Raw genomic sequence first — 19,448 nt, forward strand, 5'->3', positions numbered from 1 at the left:
GCTCAACCTCCCGATACCGGCGGGATGAAGGCGACTTCGCTGCCCGCGCGCGGCGCTTCGTCCCAGCGCGCGAACGCGCCGTCCACGGCCACGCGCAGGCGCTCGACCGGCAAGGCGAAGCCGTGGCGCGCGCGCAGCGCCTCGTACAGGCCGCGCAGGTCGCGCACATCGGCCGGGACCGATTCGCTGGCGATGCCGGCGGCGTCGCGCAGGCTGGCGAAATACAGCACGGTCAGGGTGCTCATGCGCCCGTCCCCGCGACCGCGCCGAAATCGCGCTTGCCGCCGCGCTTGCCGACCAGTTTCGCCGGGCCGATGACGATGGCGTGCGACAGCGCCTTGCACATGTCGTACACGGTCAGCGCGGCGACGGTGGCGCCGGTCAGCGCTTCCATCTCCACGCCGGTGCGATGGACGGTGCGCACTTCGCATTCGATCGACAGCGCGTTCTCGCCGTCCCAGTCCACGGCGAAGCGGCAGCCGTCGATGGGCAGCGGATGGCAGAACGGAATCAGCTCGTGGGTGCGCTTGACCGCCATGGTGCCGGCGACGATCGCGGTGTCGATCACCGCGCCCTTCTTGCTGCTCATGCCGCTGGCGCGCAGCTGTGCGGCCACGGCGGCGGGAAAGCGCACCCGGCAGCGCGCCAGCGCGGCGCGCGCGGTGACCGGCTTGGCGCCGACATCGACCATCGCCGGGCGACCGGCGCGGTCGAGATGGGTCAGGGCCGGTGCGGCCTTCGTCGGTTTGGCGTTCAAAGGGCGATGCTCCAGTGCAGCGAGTAGCCGGGCTCACGCGGGCCGAACAGGAAATGCAGGACGCGCCGCCGCCCCCCGGGCCGGGTCGCCTTGGACGAGGTGTGCAGCAGCAACGGCCGCATGATAAGCAGATCGCCGCGATCCGCGGTGCATTCGGTCTCGCCCTGGGCCGCGCGCAGGGCCTGCGCCGCGGCCGCGTCGAGCCGGCCGTGGCGGTGCGAACCGGCCACCACCCGCAGCGGGCCGTCGTCCGCGCCGCAATCGTCCAGGTGCAGGCGCACCGCCAGCAGCCGCTGCAGCAGCTCGGCCGGCGGCTGGACGAAGGGTCGGCCCTGCTTGCGCGACCACGCGCCCAGGCGCGGATCGGCCACCGCCGCGGCGACCGGGATCGACAGATCCTGGTGCAGGGTCACCTTCCAGTTGCGCAGCGCGCTCTTGCGGAACAGCGTGCATTGCACCGCCACCGCGTCCGGCGCCAGCACGCCGGCGGCGGCCAGCCGCTCGCGCAAGCGCGCCGCCAGCGCGCCGCACCACGGCTCGCGCAGCAGTTCGCGGTCGCCGGCGTCCGTATCGGCGGCCTCGGCCAGCAACGGCTGCGCGGCGACTGCGGCGACCTGCTCCGGCGCGAGCGCGCCGGGCCAATGGGCGAAACCGCGCCGTTGCAGGGAGTCGTGCAGATCCGCCGTCGGCATCGCCGCTCAACCGCCGATCAGGAACATTTCCACGTGCCGCTTCGGCCGCGGCGCATCGGCCGCGCGCAGTTCGCTGTAGCGGTCGTTGCGGCCGCGCCACAGCGCCGCCACGCGCTCGGCCAGCGCGGTCTCGCCGCCGGCCAGCGCCTCGCGCAGGTCGCTGCCTTCGGCGGCGAACAGGCAGGTGTACAGGCGGCCGTCGGCGGACACCCGCGCGCGGTGGCAGTCGCCGCAGAACGGCGCGCTGATCGAGGACACGAAGCCGATCTCGCCGGCGCCGTCGCGATAGGCGTAGCGCGAGGCGACTTCGCCGCGGTACTGCGCGTCCAGCGCGCGCAGCGGCCAGCGCGCGTCGATGGCGTCGCGCAGTTGCCGCGAACTCACCACCCCGCGCGCGTCCCAGCCGTTGCAGTTGCCCACGTCCATGTACTCGATGAAGCGCAACACCTCGCCGCTGCCGCGGAAATGTTCCGCCAGCGGCAGCACCTGGTCCTCGTTGACGCCGCGCTGGACCACGCAGTTGATCTTCAGCGGCCCGAACCCGGCCGCGCGCGCGGCCTCGATCCCGGCCAGCACCTGCGCCACCTCGCCGCGGCCGCCGGACAGGCGCCGGAACAGGTCCGGATCGAGCGCATCCAGGCTCACCGTCAGCCGCCGCAGCCCGGCCTCGCGCAGCGCGCGCGCCTGCCGCGCCAGCAGCGAGCCGTTGCTGGTCAGCGCCAGGTCGTCGAGGCCGTCGATCCGGCTCAGGCGCGCGATCAGCTCCGGCAGGTTCTTGCGCAGCAGCGGCTCGCCGCCGGTCAGGCGCAGCTTGCGCACGCCGACGCGGACGAAGCCGCGCACCAGGGTCTCGATCTCGTCGAAGCTCAGCCGCGAGGCGGCGTCCAGGCCGTAGTCGTCCGGCACGCGCTCGGCCGGCATGCAATAGGGACAGCGGAAGTTGCAGGCCTCGATCACCGACAGCCTCAGGTCCCGCAACGGCCGGCCGCGACGATCGAGCGGATCGGGCGCGGCGAGCGGGACGAGGCGGTCGGCAGCGGCATTCACGAAGGCGGCACCTGTGCGGCAGTGGGGTCGGCCAGGTCGATGGCCTCGCCGGGCCTGCCGACACGATACCCCCGCGCGGCCAGCGCGTCGCCCTCCTCGCGGCTGGCGTAGTGATACAGGACACAGCGTTGCAGCAACGCCGGCGGATATTCGCGCTCCAGGTCCTCGATGCCGCTGTGCGACGGGTTGCCGTGCAGGGCGCAATCGTGCGCGATCAGCTCGCCTTCGTCGGCGAACCGGGCCAGCATTTCCGGGATCGGCCGGGTGTCGCCGGTCCACACCGCGCTGCCGCGCAGGCGCAGGCCGAACGCGCTGTCGGGCCAGTGGTGGCGCACCGGGAACGCCTCCATGCGCACGCCCCGATGCCAGAAATGGCCGCTGACCGGCACCAACTGGAACGCATCCCAGAAATTCACCCCGCCTTCGGCCAGCACGTTGGGATAGTCGGCCACGCGCTGCTGCAGCAGCGGCACCAACGGCGCGGGGATGTACAACCGGACCTTGCCGCGCCGGTCCGGGTCGAAGTAGTGGGCCACGAACAGCCGCTCGAAGCCGGCGATGTGGTCCATGTGCGCGTGGGTGAGGAACACCGCCTCGGGCATGCGCCCGTAGTGGCGCAGGAACGCGGTCAGGCCCTCGCCGCCGCAGTCGATGGTCAGCCACGGCTCGCCGTCGCGTTCCAGCGTCGCCATCGCCGATCCCAGTTCCACCGCCGACGCATTGCCGACACCGTGCAGACGCAGCCGCCAAGTCATTGAACCCCCTTCCAGCATCCGATCGCCCGGCGCGCGCCGGTTCTTCTTGATTGTGCCGCCGCGCTACGGCGGCGACGCCTAATCAGTAACCACGTTCCCAGGCGCGGTCATAGGCCGCGCGCAATCGGGCGAAATCGCGTTCGACCTCGGCCGGCGGCCGCGGCCCGCGCAGTTTCAGCAGCGAACGCTTGAGCCGGGCGAGGTTGCGCTCGCGCCAGCCGGTCGCGGGAATGCGGAACTGGCCGCGGTCCAGGTCGATCACCCAGCCGCGGCCGGCGGCGTCGAACAGCAGGTTGGTGGCGTTGAGGTCGGCATGGTCGAGCCCGGCGCGGTGGCAGCGGGCGACCAGCCGGCCGGTCTCCTCCCACGGCGCGCCGTCGCCGGCGACCGCGGCGCGGTCGGCCAGCGAGCGCACGTCGTCGAGCCGCGCGACCAGGATCGCGGCGCGGTACTGCAGGCCCTCGCGCCGGTACAGCGCGGCGATCGGCGCCGGCACCGGCAGGCCGCGACGGGCGGCCTCGCGGGTCAGGCGGAATTCGGCGAAGCTGCGGGTGCGGTCGCCGCCGCGCCAGCCGTAGCGATCGCGGTTGAAGCGCGCGACCAGGCCGCCGCGCAGGTAGCGGCGCAGCACCGCGCGGCCGAACGGCGCGTCGACGAACCAGGCCCCGCCGCGGCCGCCGCTGTCCACCGGCCGCGCCTGCGCGCCCCAGTAGCCGGGCACGAACCATTCCGGCGCGGCTTGCTGCACCCGTGCGCGGTCGAACAGAATCGCTCCGTAGCCGCTGTCGTCGCGGTACGGCGTCAGTCCCTCGGCGGCGTCATAACCCGTCATCCGTCCGAGTCTAACAAGTCACGTGAACCAATCGACCCCGTCCTCATCGACTTTGCCCCCCGCCCCCGCGCTGTGCCTGCTGCGCCTGTCGGCGCTGGGCGACGTCACCCACGTGGTCCCGCTGGTGCGCACCCTGCGCAAGGCCCGGCCGCAGGCGTCGATCGCCTGGATCATCGGCAAGGGCGAACGCCGCCTGCTCGAAGGCCTGGAAGGCGTGGACTTCATCGAGTACGACAAGAAAAGCGGCTGGGCCGGCATGCGCGCGCTGCGCCGCGGCCTGCGCGAGCGCGGCCTGCCGGACGGGCGCTTCGACGCGCTGCTGCAGATGCAGGTGGCCGCGCGCGCCAACCTGCTGTCGGCGTTCGTGCCGGCGACGCGGCGGATCGGCTACGACCGCTCGCGCTCCAAGGACCTGCACGGCCTGTTCGTCAACGAGCGCATCCCCGACCGCCCCGGCATCCACGTGCTCGACGCGATCGGCAGCTTCTGCGAACCGCTGGGCCTGCGCCAGACCGAAGTGGTGTGGGACCTGCCGGTACCGGACGACGCCCGCGAATGGGCGCGGGCGCAATGGCCCGACGACGGCGCCCCGACCCTGCTGGTCTCGCCGTGCTCCAGCCACACCCTGCGCAACTGGCGCCCCGAGCGCTACGCCGCGGTCGCCGACCACGCCGCCGGGCTCGGCTGGCGGGTGGTGATGTGCGGCGGCCGCAGCCAGCTCGAGCGCGACACCACCGACGCCATCGTCGCGGCGATGACCCATCCCGCGCTGGACCTGGTCGGCAAGGACACGCTCAAGCAACTGCCGGCGCTGCTCGAACGCGGCCAGTTGCTGATGACCCCGGACTCCGGCCCGATGCACATCGCCAACGCCATGGGCACCAAGGTGCTGGGCCTGCACGCGGCCAGCAACCCGGCGCGCAGCGGGCCGTACAGCGACCTGCGCTATTGCGCCGATCGCTACGACGCCGCCGCGCGCAAATACCTGGGCAAGCCGGCCGCGCAGATCGCCTGGGGGACCAAGATCGAGCACGACGGGGTCATGGACCTGATCGCGGTCGAAGACGGCATCGCCGCGTTCGAACGCTACCGCGCCGATCACCCGGGACGCTGAGCCGACGGCCCGTCCGCACCGCCGCAATCGCACCGCCGCAATCGCACCATCGAATCGCCATCGAAAGGAATCGCCGCCCATGCTCCCGCTTTCGCTCGACCCGCTCGTCGCCGCCGTGCGCGGCGGCGCGCACTTCGACTACCTGTGCTTCTGGGGCCACCGCGCCCGCCCCGGGCAGGTCGGCAAGAGCTGCTTCAGCCAGTGGTACCCGGCCGCGTTCGAGATCGACGGCGAGCGCTACGCCACCGCCGAGCACTGGATGATGGCGGGCAAGGCGCGCTTGTTCGGCGACGAGGCCAGCGCCGCGCGCATCCTCGCCGACGCCGATCCGGCGGCGGCCAAGGCCCTGGGGCGCAAGATCGCCGGGTTCGACGAGGCGCGCTGGGTCGCGCATCGCTACCCGCTGGTGGTCGCCGGCAATCTCGCCAAGTTCGGTCAGGACCCGGCGCTGGCCGAGTTCCTGCTGGCCACCGGCGAACAGGTGCTGGTCGAAGCCAGCCCGGTCGACGCGGTGTGGGGCATCGGCCTGGCCGCCGACCACGCCGACGCGACCCGGCCGGAGCGCTGGCGCGGCCTCAACCTGCTCGGCTTCGCGCTGATGGACGTGCGCGCGCAGCTGGCGGCGCGCGGCTGACGGCGGCCCCGGAGCCGCCGCGAGAGCAGACCCGGGCCGAATCCGCTAGCGTCGGGCCGGCCTGATCCCGGATGCGGCGGCCGGCGCCGTCGCGGCGAACCGGCTCAGACCGGCCCGGTGCCGTAGTCCTGGTAGGACTTCTCTTCCACGTAGGTCGAACCCAGCGCCAGGTTGATCTCCTTCTTGACCCGCGCGCGCACGTCGTTCTCGACGTAGACCGAGCGCGCCAGGCGGATGAACTCGGCGTCGAACTCCTGGCGCTTTTCCTTGACCCGGATGTCGTCCTCGATCACCCACAGCCGCTCGTTGACCGCCTTGAGTTCGGCGCGCAGGCGCACGATTTCGTTGCCGGCGGCCGGATGCGCCATCCAGGTGCGCTCCAGCGCGGTCAGTTCGGCGCGCACGTTGGCCAGCTTGGCCTCGTCGCTCATGCGCTCGGACTTGATCTGCAGGATGGCGATCTTGTCCAGCAGTTCGCCGAAGGACACCGGGACCAGGATTTCGGACATGGGCGCGACCGTCTCGATAACGTGAGGGGCCGCTAGTGTAGCCCCGCGCCGGCGCGGCGGCTTTGCCGGCGGCGCCGGGGCGGATGCGCGCACGCACGGGCGCTTGAGCGCACGCGCCGCTTGCTCCCGCGCGCGGCAACCCGTAACATACGCGGCTCGACTGCACCCGGAGAGGTGGCAGAGCGGTTGATTGTACCTGACTCGAAATCAGGCGTACGTTTATAGCGTACCGGGGGTTCGAATCCCCCCCTCTCCGCCAGATACAGACGCAACGGGCCCCTCGCGGGCCCGTTTCGTTTTCCGGCGTCCTGCGCGCCGCCCTTCCGTCTTCGGTCCTCGTCCATGCGCCACGCCCACCGCCGCGCCCGACATCGCCGCCGCGGAGCCCGGCAGGACGCCGCGCCGGCGCGTCGCTTCATCGCCGGTTTTGCCGCGACAGGCGAATCTCGCTGCGGCGGCTGCGACGCGCGGCGCGCGCGAAGCGGCCGCAGCGCACACGCCGCCTTCATCCGCGCTCATGCATGAAGCGCAGCAGGGATCACGCTTTCCTTGCCACTAGGCCGCTCGCTCGCGATGATTCCGTATACACCTTCAGTGGCGATCCCGACGACGCGAATGGCATGACCGGCAGATGATCGAATTCGGACACCTCACGCACGTCGGCCTGCGCCGCGAACTCAACGAAGACACCTATTACGGCGACAGCGAGCTGGGCTTGTGGCTGGTCGCCGACGGCATGGGCGGGCACGAGTACGGCGAGGTCGCCAGCGCGCTGGCGCGCGAGGTGATCGTGCGCGAAGTGCGCGGCGGCTCGGCGCTGGCCCAGGCGATCCGGATCGCCGACGAGGAGATCATCCGCACCTCGCGCCGGCGCAACGACACCCTGCCGATGGGCACCACCGTGGTCGCCGCGCGCATCAACGGCAACCGCTTCGAGGTCGCCTGGGTCGGCGACAGCCGGGTCTACCTGTGGCGCGACGGCCACCTGGCCCAGCTCTCGCAGGACCACAGCTATGTGCAGGAGCTGATCGCCAACGGCGTGATCACCCACGAGCAGGCGCGCAGCCACCCGCACCGCAGCGTGGTGACCCAGGCCCTGGGCGTGACCGACCCGCGCAACCTCAACGTCGAGACCATGACCGGCGAACTGCGTCCGGGCATGCAGCTGCTGCTGTGCAGCGACGGCCTGACCGAGGAAGTCGACGACCGCGCGATCGCGCGGGTGCTGGCGCACAACGACTGCAGCGCGCAGGAATGCGTGGATTCGCTGGTGGCCGCGGCGCTGGACGGCGGCGGCTCGGACAACATCACCGTGGTACTGGTGCGCAGCCACTGAGTTTCGCGGCGGCCCGCATGGGCTGCCTGCAGGAGCGGCGCGAGCCGCGACCGCGAGGTCATGGGCGCCGGCGCGAGCCGGGCCATGCCGCGACCGGAGCGAAAGGCATCGGGCCTGAAGGCCCTCCCACAAGAGCAAAAGCCCTTCCACAAGAGCGAAGGCCCTCCCACAGCAGAGGCCGGCCGAAGCGGCTGTTGTGGGAGGGCCTTCAGGCCCGATGCTCTTGTCTCAGATCGCCGGACTCAAGCCTCGGCGGCCGCCGCCACCGGCGGATCGATCAGGTCCCACACGCACTTGCCGGCCTTCTTGCGCAGCTTCTCCAGCCGCGCCTGATGCGCGGCCAGTTCCGCCGCCGGCACCACCACGCGCGGACGCGGCGCGCTCAGGTCGACCCGCACGCTGACCGGCCCTTCCTGCGCCGCCGTCGCGGCCGGATCGCCGAAGCCGATCTCCTCCTGGCCCGAGGTCAGCGCGATGTAGACCTCGCCCAGGATCTGGGCGTCGAGCAAGGCGCCGTGCAACTGGCGGTGCGAGTTGTCCACGCCCAGGCGCTTGCACAACGCGTCGAGCGAATTGCGCTGGCCGGGGAAGCGCTGGCGCGCCATCAGCAGCGAGTCTTCGATGCCGGTGACGTGGTCGGCGAGCTTGCCGTACTGCGCGCCGCAGATCGACAGCTCGTTGTTGAGGAAGCCGACGTCGAAGGCCGCGTTGTGGATGATCAGCTCGGCGCCGCGGATGAACTCCAGGAACGCCTCGACCACCTGCTCCATCGGCGGCTCGCCCGCCAGCCGCTCCAGCGACAGGCCGGTGACTTCCTGCGCGCCGGCCTCGAAGTCGCAATCGGGCTTGATGTATTGGTGGTAGGTGCGGCCGGTGGGGCGGCGCTCGACGAACTCGACGCAGCCGATTTCGACCACGCGGTTGCCGCGCTCCCAGCTCAGGCCGGTGGTTTCGGTATCCAGGATGATTTGACGCATGCGCACATTCTAGCGAGGAGTGAGCGTGGAGAAGTGAGGAGTGAGCGAAAGCAAGCCTTCCGCTCTTTCTCACTCCTCACTTCTCCACGCTCACTCCTCGCCTCACGGCCGATACGGCCTGAGGCGCTCGGCCTGCAGGCGCGCCAGCGTATCCACGCGCTCGTTCTCCGGATGCCCGGAGTGCCCCTTGACCCATTTCCAATCGATCGAATGGCGCTGGCTGGCCGCGTGCAGACGTTCCCACAGGTCGCGGTTCTTGACCGGGTCGCCGCCGGCGGTCTTCCAGCCGCGGCGCGCCCAGTTGCCGATCCACTCGGTGATGCCCTTGCGCACGTACTGCGAGTCGGTGGTCAGCACCACCTGGCAGGGCTCGGTCAGCGCTTCCAGGGCCATGATCGCGCCCATCAGCTCCATCCGGTTGTTGGTGGTGTCGGGCTCGCCGCCGGAGAGCTCGCGCTCGTGGCCCTTGTAGCGCATCAGCGCGGCCCAGCCGCCGGGGCCGGGGTTGCCGAGGCAGGCGCCGTCGGTATGGATGGACACGATCTTGTCGGCGCCCGGGTCGGTTTGGCTCACGTAGCGTCACTCATGAAAAACGGCGACGCATTATCGCTGTTTCGGCGCCGGGCGTTGCGGCGGCCGGCTCGGGCAAGGCAGGCTCGGGCAAAGCCGGCACGGATAAGGCAGGTTCGGACAAAGCGGGCTCGGACAACGCAGGTTCGGGCCGGGTAGGTTCGTGCCGGGCGGCTCGGCGGCGGACGTCGCCGTACGGGCGAACCGCGCGACCCTTAGCCCGCGCCGTCTTCGCGCTTGCGCGCGGCCGCGCCGCGCTGGGCGGCGGCGTCGCGCGGGACCAGCCCGGTCTGCCAGCGCAGTTGCTGCAGCCGCGTCGGCGGGATCGCCGCGTGCACGCGCTTGGTCAGGCTCAACGCCAGCCCGGCGCGCAGCACGTCGGCGGCGCCGATGCCGCCGGCCTCGCCGTGCGCGGCGCGCCAGCGCGGGCCGAGCCATTGCAGGCTGACCGGATCGGCGGCGAAGCCCGAACTGCGCAGCGCCGCCTGCCAATGCCCGGCGTCGCGCGCGCGCAGGCCGCTGCGCGCCCAGCGCAGCCGGTACGGGCTCCAGGGATTGAGCGTGGCCAGCCACAGCCGCCCGCCCGGGGCGAGGATGCGCGCGCATTCGCCCAGCAGCGGCAGCGGGTCGGCGCCGTCGTCGAACACGTGCTGCAGCAGCACCGCGCCGAACGCCTCGCTGGCCAGCGGCAACGGCAGCCGGCAGCGCAACGCGCCGTCGAAGCCCTCGGCGCTGCGGCGCAGGGCCACGCCGCGCCCGTGCGGCGGCTGCGCCGCGGCGACCCCGAACCAGGCCCAGGGCAGCGGCGGACTGGCGCCCAGCACCCGCGCCATCGCCCCGGATTCGACCTCCAGCAGGCCGTGCCCGGAGACTTCGCCGAACCAGCGCAGGGCCGCGCCCTGGCCCGGCGCGGGGCCGGGTCCGTGACCGGGGTCGGGTTGACGTCCGTGGGACAGGGCGGGCATGGTCGCGTCTCGGTAGGGGGCCGGGACCGCCGTGGCGGGTCCGGAGCCGAGCGATGGATATAGCAAAAACACCGCGGCGCCGGCGCGACACGCCCCGGCGCTGCCCAGCCTACTGCGGCGGCGTCCCCGCCGCGCGTGCGCCAGGAGATCCGGTTCGATGCGGCTGACCGCCCTGCCCGCCCTCAGCGACAACTACATCTGGGTCCTGGCCGGCGACGACGGCCGCGCCCTGATCGTCGACCCCGGCGAGCCCGGCCCGGTGCTGGCCGCGGCGGCCGATGGCCTGCTCCCGGAGGCTATCCTGCTGACCCACCATCACAACGACCACATCGGCGGAACCGCGGCGTTGCTCGAACGTTGGCCGCAGATCCCGGTGTATTCGCCGCAGGACGAACGCATCGCCGAAGCCACCCAGCGGCTCGGCGAAGGCGCCCGGTTCGACGCCGCCGGGCACGCGGTGCGCGTCCTGGAAGTGCCCGGCCATACCCGCAGCCACGTCGCCTACGTGCTCGACGACGGCCCGGACGGCGCCCCGCTGGCGTTCACCGGCGACACCTTGTTCAGCCTGGGCTGTGGCCGCCTGTTCGAAGGTACGCCCGCCCAGATGCTGGCCTCGCTGGATCGGCTGGCCGCCCTGCCCGACCCGACCCGGGTCTGCTGCGGCCACGAATACACCCTGTCCAACGCCGCCTTCGCGCGCGTGGTCGACCCCGACAACCCGGCGCTGCGGCGCCGCATCGAACAGGCCCAGGCCATGCGCAACGCCGGACTCGCGACCCTGCCCGTCACCCTCGCCGAGGAACGCGCGACCAACCCGTTCCTGCGCAGCCGCGCGCCGGCGCTGGTCGCCGCGGTGGCCGCGCGCCTGGGCCGCGCGCCCGCCGACGAGGTCGAGACCTTCGCCGAATTGCGCAGTTGGAAGGACGGGTTTCGCGCGTGAGTGGGCCGCGTGATCGCCGCACGCCGGCCCGCCCAAGGCCGGACTGGATGCCGGCCGACGCCGCCGGCCCGCGAGCGGCGCCCCGGCGCCGCCGGCTGCTCGCCGCGCTCGCCGCCGGCCTGTGCTGGCTGGCGGCGCTGCCCGCCGCGGCCGCTGCCGAAGCTCCGACCGCCGCGCCACAGGAGACCGGCCCGACCCGCAACGGCCGCGAGATCTACCGCAGCTTCCGCGACGGCCTCGCCGACCAGAGCTGCGAACCCGGGGTCAGCACCCGCTGGCGCCAGCACTTCGCCAACGCGCCGCGACGCCTGGCGGCCCAGGACGACGACCTGCTGCCGCTGTTCGGCTACGTGGTCGACGCCCTGCGCGAGAACCACCTGCCGACCGAATACGCGCTGATCCCCTTCGTCGAGAGCGGCTACCGCCCCGGCGCGCGCAGCGCCGCCGGCCCGGCCGGGCTGTGGCAGATGATCGCGATCACCGCGCGCAACCACCGCGTACCGATGCGCGAGGGCTACGACGGCCGCCTGTCGCCGGTGGAATCGACCCAGGCCGCGGTGCGTTATCTCAAGACCCTGCACGGCATGTTCGGCGGCGACTGGCGGCTGGCGGTGATGGCCTACAACGCCGGCGAGTACCGCGTGTTCAACGCGATCAAGCGCGCCGGGGTCAACATCGCCGACGCCCGCCACGACCAGCTGACCGGCCTGTCCGACATCACCACCGCCTATGTGCGCAAGCTGCATGCGCTGTCGTGCCTGATGGAACAGGCCGACGATCGCGAAGAATGGCTGTCCGCGCTCGACCGGCCGGTGCCGCGGCTGGCCGCGGTGACCGTGCCCGACGGCGTCGACAGCATCGGCGAATGGGCCGCGCGTACCGACCAGGACGTGGCCTGGCTGCAACGCCTGAACCCGGCGTTCGGCGACGGCCGCATCGGCCGTCCCGGCGGCCGCCGCGCGCCGCTGCTGGCGGTGGCCGCGAACGCGGTCGGCGCGCCGGCCGCGGCCGCGCCGGAATTGGCGACCGCCTCGGGCGAGCTGCCGCCCAGCGAAGGCCGGGCGACCGCCGCCGCGCCGAGCAAGCCGGATGAGCGCGCGGACAAAGAATCGCGTCCGCTCGCCGCGCTCAAGCCCGGCGAAACCGCGAAGGCCGATGCGAAGGCTATGGCGGCGGTCAAGCCGGCCGAGCCGGCGAAGGACAGCCCCGCCGCGCCCAAGCCGGGCGATGCGGCCAAGAGCGAGGTCAGGCTTGCCGCCCACGCTGCGCGCGACGGCGAACCCACGACCCTGGGCTCGGCCGAAGACGCCCGCGTCGAACCGCTCGCGCGTCCGGCCAAGCCGCAGCGCGCCCAGGCGGCCGCGCCGCGCAAGCACACCGTCGGCCGCGGCGAGAATCCCTGGACCATCGCCAAACGCTACGGCGTGCGCGCCGCCGACCTGCTCAAGCTCAACGGCCTGACCGCCGGCGCGGTGCTCAAGCCCGGGCAGGCGCTGCTGGTCGATCCGCCGGCGGGCAAGCGCAAGTAAGCGCCGCGGACGGCATGGCGCAACGAAAAAGCCCGGCATCGCCGGGCTTTTTTGCGCTTGCGGCAGGGACCCCGGCCCGGACGCGCCGAGCGCTTCGTTCTTGTGGGAGGGACTTCAGTCCCGACGCTCTTCGCTCGGATCGCGGCGATCCGGCGCAAAAGCGTCGGGACTGAAGCCCCTCCCACAACAGCCGGCTTACCCCGCCGCCACGGCCTCTTCGGCCTTGAGCTTGCGCGACGGCCACAGCATCGCGACGATCGTCACCGCGCCCAGCAACCAGCTGTAGTGCACGTTGCCGACCAGCTGCAGCGGCGAGACCTTGCTCAGCGACGCCGCCAGCAGGATCTGCGCGCCGTACGGCAAGATGCCCTGGGTCACGCAGGCGAAGATGTCGAGCACGCTGGCCGCGCGCGCCGGCGGCACGCCGTGTTGTTGCGCCACATCGCGCGCCAGCCCGCCGCTGATCAGGATCGCCACCGTGTTGTTGGCGGTGAACACGTCGGTGGTCGCCGACAGCGCGGCGATGCTGACCTCGCCGGCGCGGCGGCTGCGGTGGCCGCGGGCGAACTTGCCGATGACCTGCGCCAGCCAGGCCAGCCCGCCGGCCGCCTTCATCAGCGCGCCCAGGCCGCCGACCAGCAACGACAGCAGGGTGATCTCGACCATGCTCTCGAAGCCGTCCCAAATGTGCGTGGTGTAGGCGGCGAAGCCGAAATCCTCGGCGAAGAACACCCCGAACAGGCCGGCCACCACCAGGCCCAGGCTCAGCACGATGATGACGTCGACCCCGGCGATGGCCAGGCCGAGCACGATCAGGTACGGCAGGATCAGCCACGGCGAGACCGGATCGGGCGTCTGCACCGGCGCGGTTTCGCCGAGGAACCCCAGCAGCACCAGGGTGCCCAGCGCTGCCGGCAGCGCCAGCTTGAGGTTCTCGCGGAACTTCTCGCGCATCGTGCAGCCCTGGGTGCGGCTGGCGACGATGGCGGTGTCGGAGATCACCGACAGGTTGTCGCCGAAGGTGGCGCCGCCGATCACCGCGCCGAGCACCAGCGCGCGATCCAGGCCGGACGCGTCGGACACGCCCAGGGCGATCGGCGCGACCGCGGCGATGGTGCCCATCGAGGTGCCCAGCGACATCGAGATGAAGCCGGCGACCACGAACAGCGCCGGCAGCAACAGCGCCGGATGCACGTTGCCGACGCCGAGCGCGACGATCGCGTCGACCGCGCCGATCGCCTTGGACACTTCGACGAAACCGCCGGCGAGCAGGAAGATCAGGCACATCAGCACCACGTTGTGGTCGCCCATGCCCTCCAGCAGGGTCTCCAGCGGCTTGATCCCGCGCCGCCAGGCGATGAACGCGGCCAGCGCCAGCGCCGGCAGGATCGCCACCGGCGCGTGCAGTTGGTAGAAACCCATCGCGTCGCCGTGCGCGGTGAAGTACAGCCCGGCGCCGAAGAACAGCGCCAGGAACAGCAGCAACGGGGTCAGGGCCAGGGCGCTGGGGACGATCGGCGCGCCCGGACGCAGCGGTTCATTCATCGCTTCATCCAGATGGATTAGAAAACCGTGCGATTTTGCAGTGCAGCACACACTCCTGTCGAGTGCCCGGGATGGAATGCTGTGGCGGGATAAATGCTGACTGGGGCGATCCCGGGCGTGCCGCCGCTGTTTGTAGGAGCGGCGCGAGCCGCGACCGCGCCGATACAGCTGCGGCGAAACCCCGGCGAGCCGGCGCCCTGCCGGTCTGGCGGCATGGAAAGACGGGGGCGCGTCGGGCTTGCGCCGTGGCTGCGATGACGCGGTCGCGGCTCGCGCCGCTCCTACAGGGGGCAGCCGGGGGGCGGCCTGGGCATCGGGCGCAAACGCAACGGGGCGCCCGCAGGCGCCCCGTCGGAACCGCGCGGCGACCCGGGTGCGACGCCCGGACCGCGGCCGCGCCGGATCAGATCACGACGATGCAGCGGCCGCGGGTGTCGCAGATGGCGTACAGCTGCCAGATGTTGGCGTCGCACAGATAGATCCGCGAGCTGCCGTTGGACGCGTACTCGCGCACCTGCTGGCCCTGGTTGGCGGCGGTGCACGTGCCCGGGGCCGGGATCGCCGCGACCGTGCCGGCCGCGCCCATCAGCGCCACCGCGAACAGCGCCAGCATCTTGCTCTTCATCTTCCTGATCTTCATGACATTCCTCGATGCGAACCTGACCGCCGGGGTGCGGGGCCGCCGCCGCGCGCCCCTGCGCCGGCGGACATCGATGCGTGCGGCCCCCGGGGCAGTCGACGGCGACCTGCCCGATCTCGCCGCCGGAGCCTAGCGCCCCGCGCCGTGCGCGGGCGTGCGGTACGCCGCAAAAACGAACGGGGCGCCGCACTCGCGCGCGGCGCCCCGTCCGAAGATCGCCTGTCGCCCGCTTACGCGGTGGCGCGGCTGGCGATGGCCTTGGCGAACGACATCGTGTTGCCGTCGCCGCCCAGGTCCGGGGTCAGCGAGTCCTTGGCTTCGAGCGTGGCGATGATGGCTTCGCGCAGCTTGGTCGCCTTGTCCGGCTGGCCGAGGTGGTCGAGCATCTGCGCCGCGCCGAGCAGCAGCGCGCACGGATTGGCGATGCCCTTGCCGGCGATGTCCGGCGCCGAGCCGTGCACGGCTTCGAAGATCGCCGCGTCGGTGCCGATGTTGGCGCCCGGGGCCAGGCCGAGGCCGCCGACGAGGCCGGCGCACAGGTCGGAGATGATGTCGCCGAACAGGTTGGTGGTGACGATGATGTCGAACTGCTCCGGACGCATCACCAACTGCATGCAGGTGTTGTCCACGATCATCTCGTTGCACTGGATGTCGGGATACTGCTGGGCCACTTCGCGCGCGGTCTTCAGGAACAGGCCCGACGTCGACTTCAGGATGTTGGCCTTGTGCACCACGGTGACCTTCTTGCGGCCGGTCTTGCGGGCCAGGTCGAAGGCGTAGCGGACGATGCGCTCGGAGCCGCGGCGGGTGATCTTCTGGGTCAGCATCGCGGTCTCGCCGTCTTCCGACAGGGTCTGACCTTCGCCGATGTACGCGCCTTCGGTGTTCTCGCGCACCGTGATCAGGTCCACGCCCGAGGGGAAGCGCGACTTGGTGTTCGGGAACGACTTGGCCGGACGCACGTTGGCGTACAGGTCGAAGCGCTTGCGCAGCTCGACGTTGATCGAGCTGAAGCCCTCGCCGACCGGGGTGGTCAGCGGGCTCTTGAGGGCGATGCGGTTCTTGCGGATCGAATCCATGGTCGCCGCGGGCAGCAGCTCGCCGTGCTTCTCCAGGGCGACGAGGCCGGCGTCGGCGAACTCGTAGCTCAGGCCGACGTTCATCGCGTCGAGCACGTGCAGGGTGGCGTCCATGATCTCCGGGCCGATGCCGTCGCCACGGATGACCGTAATCGTTTGCGTCATGAGGGAATTCTTCCAGCAGTAGGGCGGGCGCCCGCTGAGGCGCGGCGCACGAATCGAACGGTGTTAACCGCACAATTATGCCGGAAGCGGCCCCGGCCTGCATTCGCGGGCGTACTGGACCAAGGTCGGATGGCCTGAATCGGCGGATCCCGCCCGATTGGGTTAAAGCCGCGGCTGCCCCCTGTAGGAGCGGCGCAAGCCGCGACCGCGCCATCGCGGCCACGGCGCAAGCCGCGGGTCATGCGTCTTCCCGAACCGCGAGACCGGCTTGGCGCCGGCTCGCTGGAGTTTCGTCGTTGTTGCGTTGGCGCGGTCGCGGCTTGCGCCGCTCCAACAGGAGGCTTCGGGTCGATCAGCCGTGGTCGTGGGCGGCGGGGGCCGCCGATTCGCCGGCTTCGAGCTGGTCGAGGAAATCGACCGCGCGGCGCAGGTGCGGGATCACGATCGAGCCGCCGACCACCAGGCCGACCGAGAAGGTCTCGAACATTTCGTCGCGGTCGACCCCGGCTTCCTTGCACTGGGCGACGTGGTAGCTGATGCAGTCGTCGCAGCGCAGCACCAGCGACGCGACCAGGCCCAGCAGCTCCTTGGTCTTCACGTCCAGCGCGCCGGCCTGGTAGGTCTGGGTGTCCAGGGCGAAGAAGCGGCGCACGACCTGGTTGGGCTCGGCCAGGATGCGTTCGTTCATGCGCTTGCGGAACGCGGTGAATTCGGCGACGCGGTCCTTCTGCGCCTGCTCGTCGGCGCCGCTCATGCCGCGCCCGCCAGCAAGGGCTCCAGCCCGCCGGCGCGGTGCAGCGCCATCATGTCGTCGTAGCCGCCGACGTGGGTGTCGCCGACGAAGATCTGCGGCACGCTGGTGCGGCGGGTGCGGGCGATCATCTTCTCGCGCTCGGCCGGGTCCAGGTCGATGCGCACCTCGCTCCAGGTCTGGCCCTTGCTCTTGAGGAAGTTCTTGGCGGCGACGCAGTACGGGCAGATCGCGGTGGTGTAGATCACGATGGCCGGCGCCGGGGTCTGGGAGGCGGTGTCGCTCAAAACGGTTCTCCGGAAACTTCGGGATGGGCTTGCGGTCGATATATGGACGCGCACCGGCGCAGTTTAAAGCGTGCCGGTGGAACGCAGTCCGTCGCGGCGCAATACGCTTGCGTCGGGTCGCGGCGCCGGGTCAGGGTGGCGGGTCGCACGGGCGGCGGGATTAGCGGCCGGATCAATGGCCGGATTAACGGCGGATTCACGCCCGCGTCGCAGCGCGGCGTCATCCTGCCGGCAGCGGCCTAATCCCGGCGCGATTCCGGCCCGATCCCGGCCCGACGCGCTTCCGCCGCGATCGCAACCCCGTCCGTCCGCGTCGTCCGTCTTTCGTAAGTCACGCATCCACCGAGGAATCCCGCTTGCGCCGCATCGCCCTGCTCGCCGCCGCCGTCACCTTCGCCCTGGGCAGCGCCTGCGCCGGAGCGCAGGAGAACAAGCTGCCCGACATCGGCTCCTCGGCCGCGGAGCTGCTGACCCCGGCCAAGCAGCGCGAGTACGGCTCGATGATGCTGGCGCAGCTGCGCCACTACGACTACCTGCTCGAAGACCCGCTGATCGACGGCTGGCTCGACACCCTCGGCACGCGCCTGGCCGCCAACAGCGACAAGCCGCGCCAGCCGTTCACCTTCTTCCTGCTGCGCGAGCGCCAGATCAACGCCTTCGCGACCCTGGGCGGCTACATCGGGATCAACTCCGGCCTGGTGCTGACCGCTGAGCGCGAGGACGAGGTCGCCGCCGTGCTCTCGCACGAAATCGCCCACGTCACCCAGCAGCACGTGCTGCGCGGGGTCGAGCGCGCCCAGCGCGACCAGTTGCCGATCCTGCTGGCGATGCTCGGCGCGGTGATCGCCGCGCAAAGCGCCGGCACCAACTCCCAGGACGACGCGACCATGGCCGCGATCACTTCCGGCCTGGGCCTGATGCAGCAGCGCCAGATCAACTACACCCGCTCCAACGAGTCCGAAGCCGACCGCATCGGCATCCAGACCCTGTACCGCAGCAACTACGACACCGAGGCAATGGCCGGCTTCTTCCAGCGCATGCAACTGGCCTCGCGCAGCAACAAGGCCAATTGGTACGGCGAGGCGCCGGACTACCTGATGACCCACCCGGTCACCACCACCCGCATCAGCGAGGCCAAGGAGCGCGCCGAGCAGATCGCGGCCAGGAACAGCCTCACCGCGGTCACCGCCACGCCCAACGCGACCCGGGTCGAACGCATCCCGAAGGCGCCGATCAGCCTGCCGCCGAACGCGGCCGGCACCGACAATCCGCTGCTGCCCAGCGGGATCAAGCTCAGCGACGCGGGGCTCAGCTCCGGCGGCACCGGCCTGTTCGACTACGCGCGCGAGCGGATGCGGGTGCTCAGCGCCGACTCGGCGCGCGATGCGGTGCGCGAGTACGAGAAGCTCGGCAAGGACAGCGACGCCAAGCGCTACGGGCTGGCCCTGGCGCAGCTGCGCGCCAACCAGACCGCGGCCGCGACCGAGGCGCTGGCCGCGCTGCTGGACAAGCACCCCGGCCAGCTGTGGCTGAGCCTGGCGATGGGCGAGGCCGAGGCCCAGGCCGGCAAATACCCCGCCGCCGACGCCCGCTTCGAGGCCCTGCTGCGGCAAAGCCCGAACAACCGCGCGGTCGCCCTGACCTACGCCAAGGTCCTCAACGACCGCGCCACCGCCGCGGCCGGCCAGCGCGCCCAGGCAGTGCTGCGGCCGCTGCTGAGCGCCTACGCCGACGACCCGCTGCTGCAGCAGAGCTTCGCCCGCGCCTGCGAGATCGCCGGCGACTCGATCCGCGCCGGCGAGGCCTACGCCGAGGCCGCCTACCTGCGCGGCCGGCCGGAGCAGGCCCTGGTCCAGCTCAACAACCTCAAGCGCAAGCCGGACCTGGACTATTACGCCCGCGCCCGGATCGAGGCGCGCATCGCCGCGATCACGCCGACGGTGCTGGAGCTCAAGCGCCAGGGCGTGCGCGACGAGGACTTGCGGCGGCAGTAGGCCGCCGCGGCGGCCGCCCGCGGCCGCGACCGGGGCCTCCCTGATGCCGATCCGGGCCGGAGCCCGTCCGAGCCCGTCCAGGCCCGGTGCGGCGACTGGAATCGCCCCGCTTGGCGGCCCGACCCGCAGCCCACCCGCAACGCGGCAACGGCACGCGCCGCGCCCTGGCCGGCATCAAGCTGAACGAATTCAGTCCCCGCATCACGCAATCGAGGGGATCGCCGTCGCCGTTGCGTCTATACCCAGGACGCCCCGCTCCCCGCCCGCCGCGACGGCGGCGAAACCGGCGCGTCGCATTGGCCCGACCGCTCGCCCAGCCCGCAGGACCGG

Annotated in this window: 23 protein-coding genes and 1 tRNA gene; 7 read left to right on the forward strand and 17 right to left on the reverse strand. The window is 71.8% G+C overall.

All coding sequences use genetic code 11. The features are described from left to right. Positions 1-2: 2 nt before the first annotated feature. The 6 genes from RDV84_RS23900 to RDV84_RS23925 all read right to left on the reverse strand — a co-directional run bounded on the left by RDV84_RS23900 (position 3) and on the right by RDV84_RS23925 (position 4,083). Positions 3-245 carry a MoaD/ThiS family protein gene (locus tag RDV84_RS23900; RefSeq protein WP_309151863.1) on the reverse strand — a complete coding sequence of 81 codons (243 nt, stop codon included), beginning with the start codon at positions 243-245 and terminating at the stop codon, positions 3-5. Next, positions 242-757, reverse strand: a complete 516-nt coding sequence (gene moaC / locus RDV84_RS23905; RefSeq protein WP_309151864.1) for a cyclic pyranopterin monophosphate synthase MoaC — start codon at positions 755-757, stop codon at positions 242-244. Before moaC ends, RDV84_RS23900 begins: the two co-directional genes overlap by 4 nt. Continuing rightward, entirely contained in the window at positions 754-1,449 is a 696-nt protein-coding gene (locus tag RDV84_RS23910) for a phytanoyl-CoA dioxygenase family protein (protein WP_309151865.1), read from the reverse strand. Before RDV84_RS23910 ends, moaC begins: the two co-directional genes overlap by 4 nt. Before the next feature lie 6 nt (positions 1,450-1,455). Continuing rightward, positions 1,456-2,496 (reverse strand): GTP 3',8-cyclase MoaA, encoded by a 1,041-nt coding sequence (moaA, locus tag RDV84_RS23915; protein ID WP_078996442.1) that lies wholly within the window; start codon positions 2,494-2,496, stop codon positions 1,456-1,458. Continuing rightward, on the reverse strand, positions 2,493-3,251 hold the full coding sequence (locus RDV84_RS23920) for an MBL fold metallo-hydrolase (protein WP_078996441.1): 759 nt from the start codon (positions 3,249-3,251) through the stop codon (positions 2,493-2,495). The genes moaA and RDV84_RS23920 overlap by 4 nt, the downstream gene beginning before the upstream one ends. A gap of 82 nt (positions 3,252-3,333) precedes the next feature. Next, on the reverse strand, positions 3,334-4,083 hold the full coding sequence (locus tag RDV84_RS23925; RefSeq protein ID WP_057946959.1) for a 3-deoxy-D-manno-octulosonic acid kinase: 750 nt from the start codon (positions 4,081-4,083) through the stop codon (positions 3,334-3,336). Positions 4,084-4,135: 52 nt separating this feature from the next. Here RDV84_RS23925 and RDV84_RS23930 point away from each other — a divergent pair, with 52 nt between their 5' ends. Both RDV84_RS23930 and ybiA read left to right on the forward strand, forming a co-directional pair. After that, the gene (locus RDV84_RS23930) at positions 4,136-5,197 is read left to right on the forward strand and encodes a glycosyltransferase family 9 protein (RefSeq protein WP_309151866.1); all 1,062 of its coding nucleotides are present in this window, start codon (positions 4,136-4,138) and stop codon (positions 5,195-5,197) included. Positions 5,198-5,276: 79 nt separating this feature from the next. After that, entirely contained in the window at positions 5,277-5,831 is a 555-nt protein-coding gene (ybiA, locus tag RDV84_RS23935) for a riboflavin biosynthesis intermediates N-glycosidase (RefSeq protein WP_309151867.1), read from the forward strand. Positions 5,832-5,935: 104 nt separating this feature from the next. On the opposite strand, the gene RDV84_RS23940 is transcribed toward ybiA, so the two are convergent. Continuing rightward, positions 5,936-6,340 carry a DUF6165 family protein gene (locus tag RDV84_RS23940; RefSeq protein WP_309151868.1) on the reverse strand — a complete coding sequence of 135 codons (405 nt, stop codon included), beginning with the start codon at positions 6,338-6,340 and terminating at the stop codon, positions 5,936-5,938. Positions 6,341-6,508: 168 nt separating this feature from the next. Between RDV84_RS23940 and RDV84_RS23945 the strand changes: the two genes are divergently transcribed. Together RDV84_RS23945 and RDV84_RS23950 are read left to right on the forward strand one after the other, a co-directional pair. Beyond that, a tRNA-Ser gene (locus RDV84_RS23945) sits at positions 6,509-6,599 on the forward strand. Between the two features lie 372 nt (positions 6,600-6,971). Continuing rightward, positions 6,972-7,676: a PP2C family protein-serine/threonine phosphatase gene (locus RDV84_RS23950; protein ID WP_057946956.1), complete on the forward strand. Its 705-nt coding sequence runs from the start codon at positions 6,972-6,974 to the stop codon at positions 7,674-7,676. 58 nt (positions 7,677-7,734) lie between these two features. Here the strand turns inward: RDV84_RS23950 and RDV84_RS27410 are convergent, their stop codons facing one another. The 4 genes from RDV84_RS27410 to RDV84_RS23965 form a co-directional block, all read right to left on the reverse strand. Further along, positions 7,735-7,806: a DUF6053 domain-containing protein gene (locus RDV84_RS27410; RefSeq protein ID WP_486624520.1), complete on the reverse strand. Its 72-nt coding sequence runs from the start codon at positions 7,804-7,806 to the stop codon at positions 7,735-7,737. 112 nt (positions 7,807-7,918) lie between these two features. Further along, positions 7,919-8,653, reverse strand: a complete 735-nt coding sequence (gene dnaQ, locus RDV84_RS23955; RefSeq protein ID WP_250443652.1) for a DNA polymerase III subunit epsilon — start codon at positions 8,651-8,653, stop codon at positions 7,919-7,921. Positions 8,654-8,755: 102 nt separating this feature from the next. Further along, positions 8,756-9,226, reverse strand: coding sequence for a ribonuclease HI (gene rnhA / locus RDV84_RS23960; RefSeq protein ID WP_078996438.1), 471 nt, complete (start codon positions 9,224-9,226; stop codon positions 8,756-8,758). Between the two features lie 212 nt (positions 9,227-9,438). Further along, positions 9,439-10,188: a methyltransferase domain-containing protein gene (locus RDV84_RS23965; RefSeq protein WP_057946954.1), complete on the reverse strand. Its 750-nt coding sequence runs from the start codon at positions 10,186-10,188 to the stop codon at positions 9,439-9,441. Between the two features lie 157 nt (positions 10,189-10,345). Here RDV84_RS23965 and gloB point away from each other — a divergent pair, with 157 nt between their 5' ends. Together gloB and RDV84_RS27090 are read left to right on the forward strand one after the other, a co-directional pair. After that, positions 10,346-11,128, forward strand: a complete 783-nt coding sequence (gene gloB / locus RDV84_RS23970) for a hydroxyacylglutathione hydrolase (protein ID WP_250443656.1) — start codon at positions 10,346-10,348, stop codon at positions 11,126-11,128. A 47-nt stretch (positions 11,129-11,175) separates the two neighbouring features. After that, the gene (locus tag RDV84_RS27090) at positions 11,176-12,657 is read left to right on the forward strand and encodes a LysM peptidoglycan-binding domain-containing protein (RefSeq protein WP_425606192.1); all 1,482 of its coding nucleotides are present in this window, start codon (positions 11,176-11,178) and stop codon (positions 12,655-12,657) included. Here RDV84_RS27090 and RDV84_RS27095 read toward each other — a convergent pair. The 6 genes from RDV84_RS27095 to grxC form a co-directional block, all read right to left on the reverse strand. Then, positions 12,546-12,842 carry a DUF6053 domain-containing protein gene (locus RDV84_RS27095; protein WP_425606191.1) on the reverse strand — a complete coding sequence of 99 codons (297 nt, stop codon included), beginning with the start codon at positions 12,840-12,842 and terminating at the stop codon, positions 12,546-12,548. The two genes, RDV84_RS27090 and RDV84_RS27095, sit on opposite strands and share 112 nt — an antisense overlap. A 10-nt stretch (positions 12,843-12,852) precedes the next feature. Then, positions 12,853-14,202, reverse strand: coding sequence for a Na+/H+ antiporter NhaC family protein (locus RDV84_RS23985; protein WP_057946951.1), 1,350 nt, complete (start codon positions 14,200-14,202; stop codon positions 12,853-12,855). A 403-nt stretch (positions 14,203-14,605) separates the two neighbouring features. After that, positions 14,606-14,842: a hypothetical protein gene (locus tag RDV84_RS23990; protein ID WP_057946950.1), complete on the reverse strand. Its 237-nt coding sequence runs from the start codon at positions 14,840-14,842 to the stop codon at positions 14,606-14,608. A gap of 230 nt (positions 14,843-15,072) precedes the next feature. Then, a complete protein-coding gene (locus tag RDV84_RS23995; protein WP_057946949.1) occupies positions 15,073-16,086 on the reverse strand; it encodes an isocitrate dehydrogenase in 1,014 nt (337 codons plus the stop codon). 352 nt (positions 16,087-16,438) lie between these two features. Continuing rightward, positions 16,439-16,840 carry a carboxymuconolactone decarboxylase family protein gene (locus tag RDV84_RS24000; RefSeq protein WP_057946948.1) on the reverse strand — a complete coding sequence of 134 codons (402 nt, stop codon included), beginning with the start codon at positions 16,838-16,840 and terminating at the stop codon, positions 16,439-16,441. Beyond that, positions 16,837-17,124: a glutaredoxin 3 gene (grxC, locus tag RDV84_RS24005; protein WP_078996433.1), complete on the reverse strand. Its 288-nt coding sequence runs from the start codon at positions 17,122-17,124 to the stop codon at positions 16,837-16,839. Before grxC ends, RDV84_RS24000 begins: the two co-directional genes overlap by 4 nt. A gap of 356 nt (positions 17,125-17,480) precedes the next feature. Here grxC and RDV84_RS24010 point away from each other — a divergent pair, with 356 nt between their 5' ends. Beyond that, entirely contained in the window at positions 17,481-19,118 is a 1,638-nt protein-coding gene (locus RDV84_RS24010) for a M48 family metalloprotease (protein ID WP_309151869.1), read from the forward strand. The last annotated feature ends 330 nt before the right edge of the window (positions 19,119-19,448 follow it).

The organism is Lysobacter yananisis (genome assembly GCF_031199375.1).
Classification (GTDB): Bacteria; Pseudomonadota; Gammaproteobacteria; order Xanthomonadales; family Xanthomonadaceae; genus Lysobacter; species Lysobacter yananisis.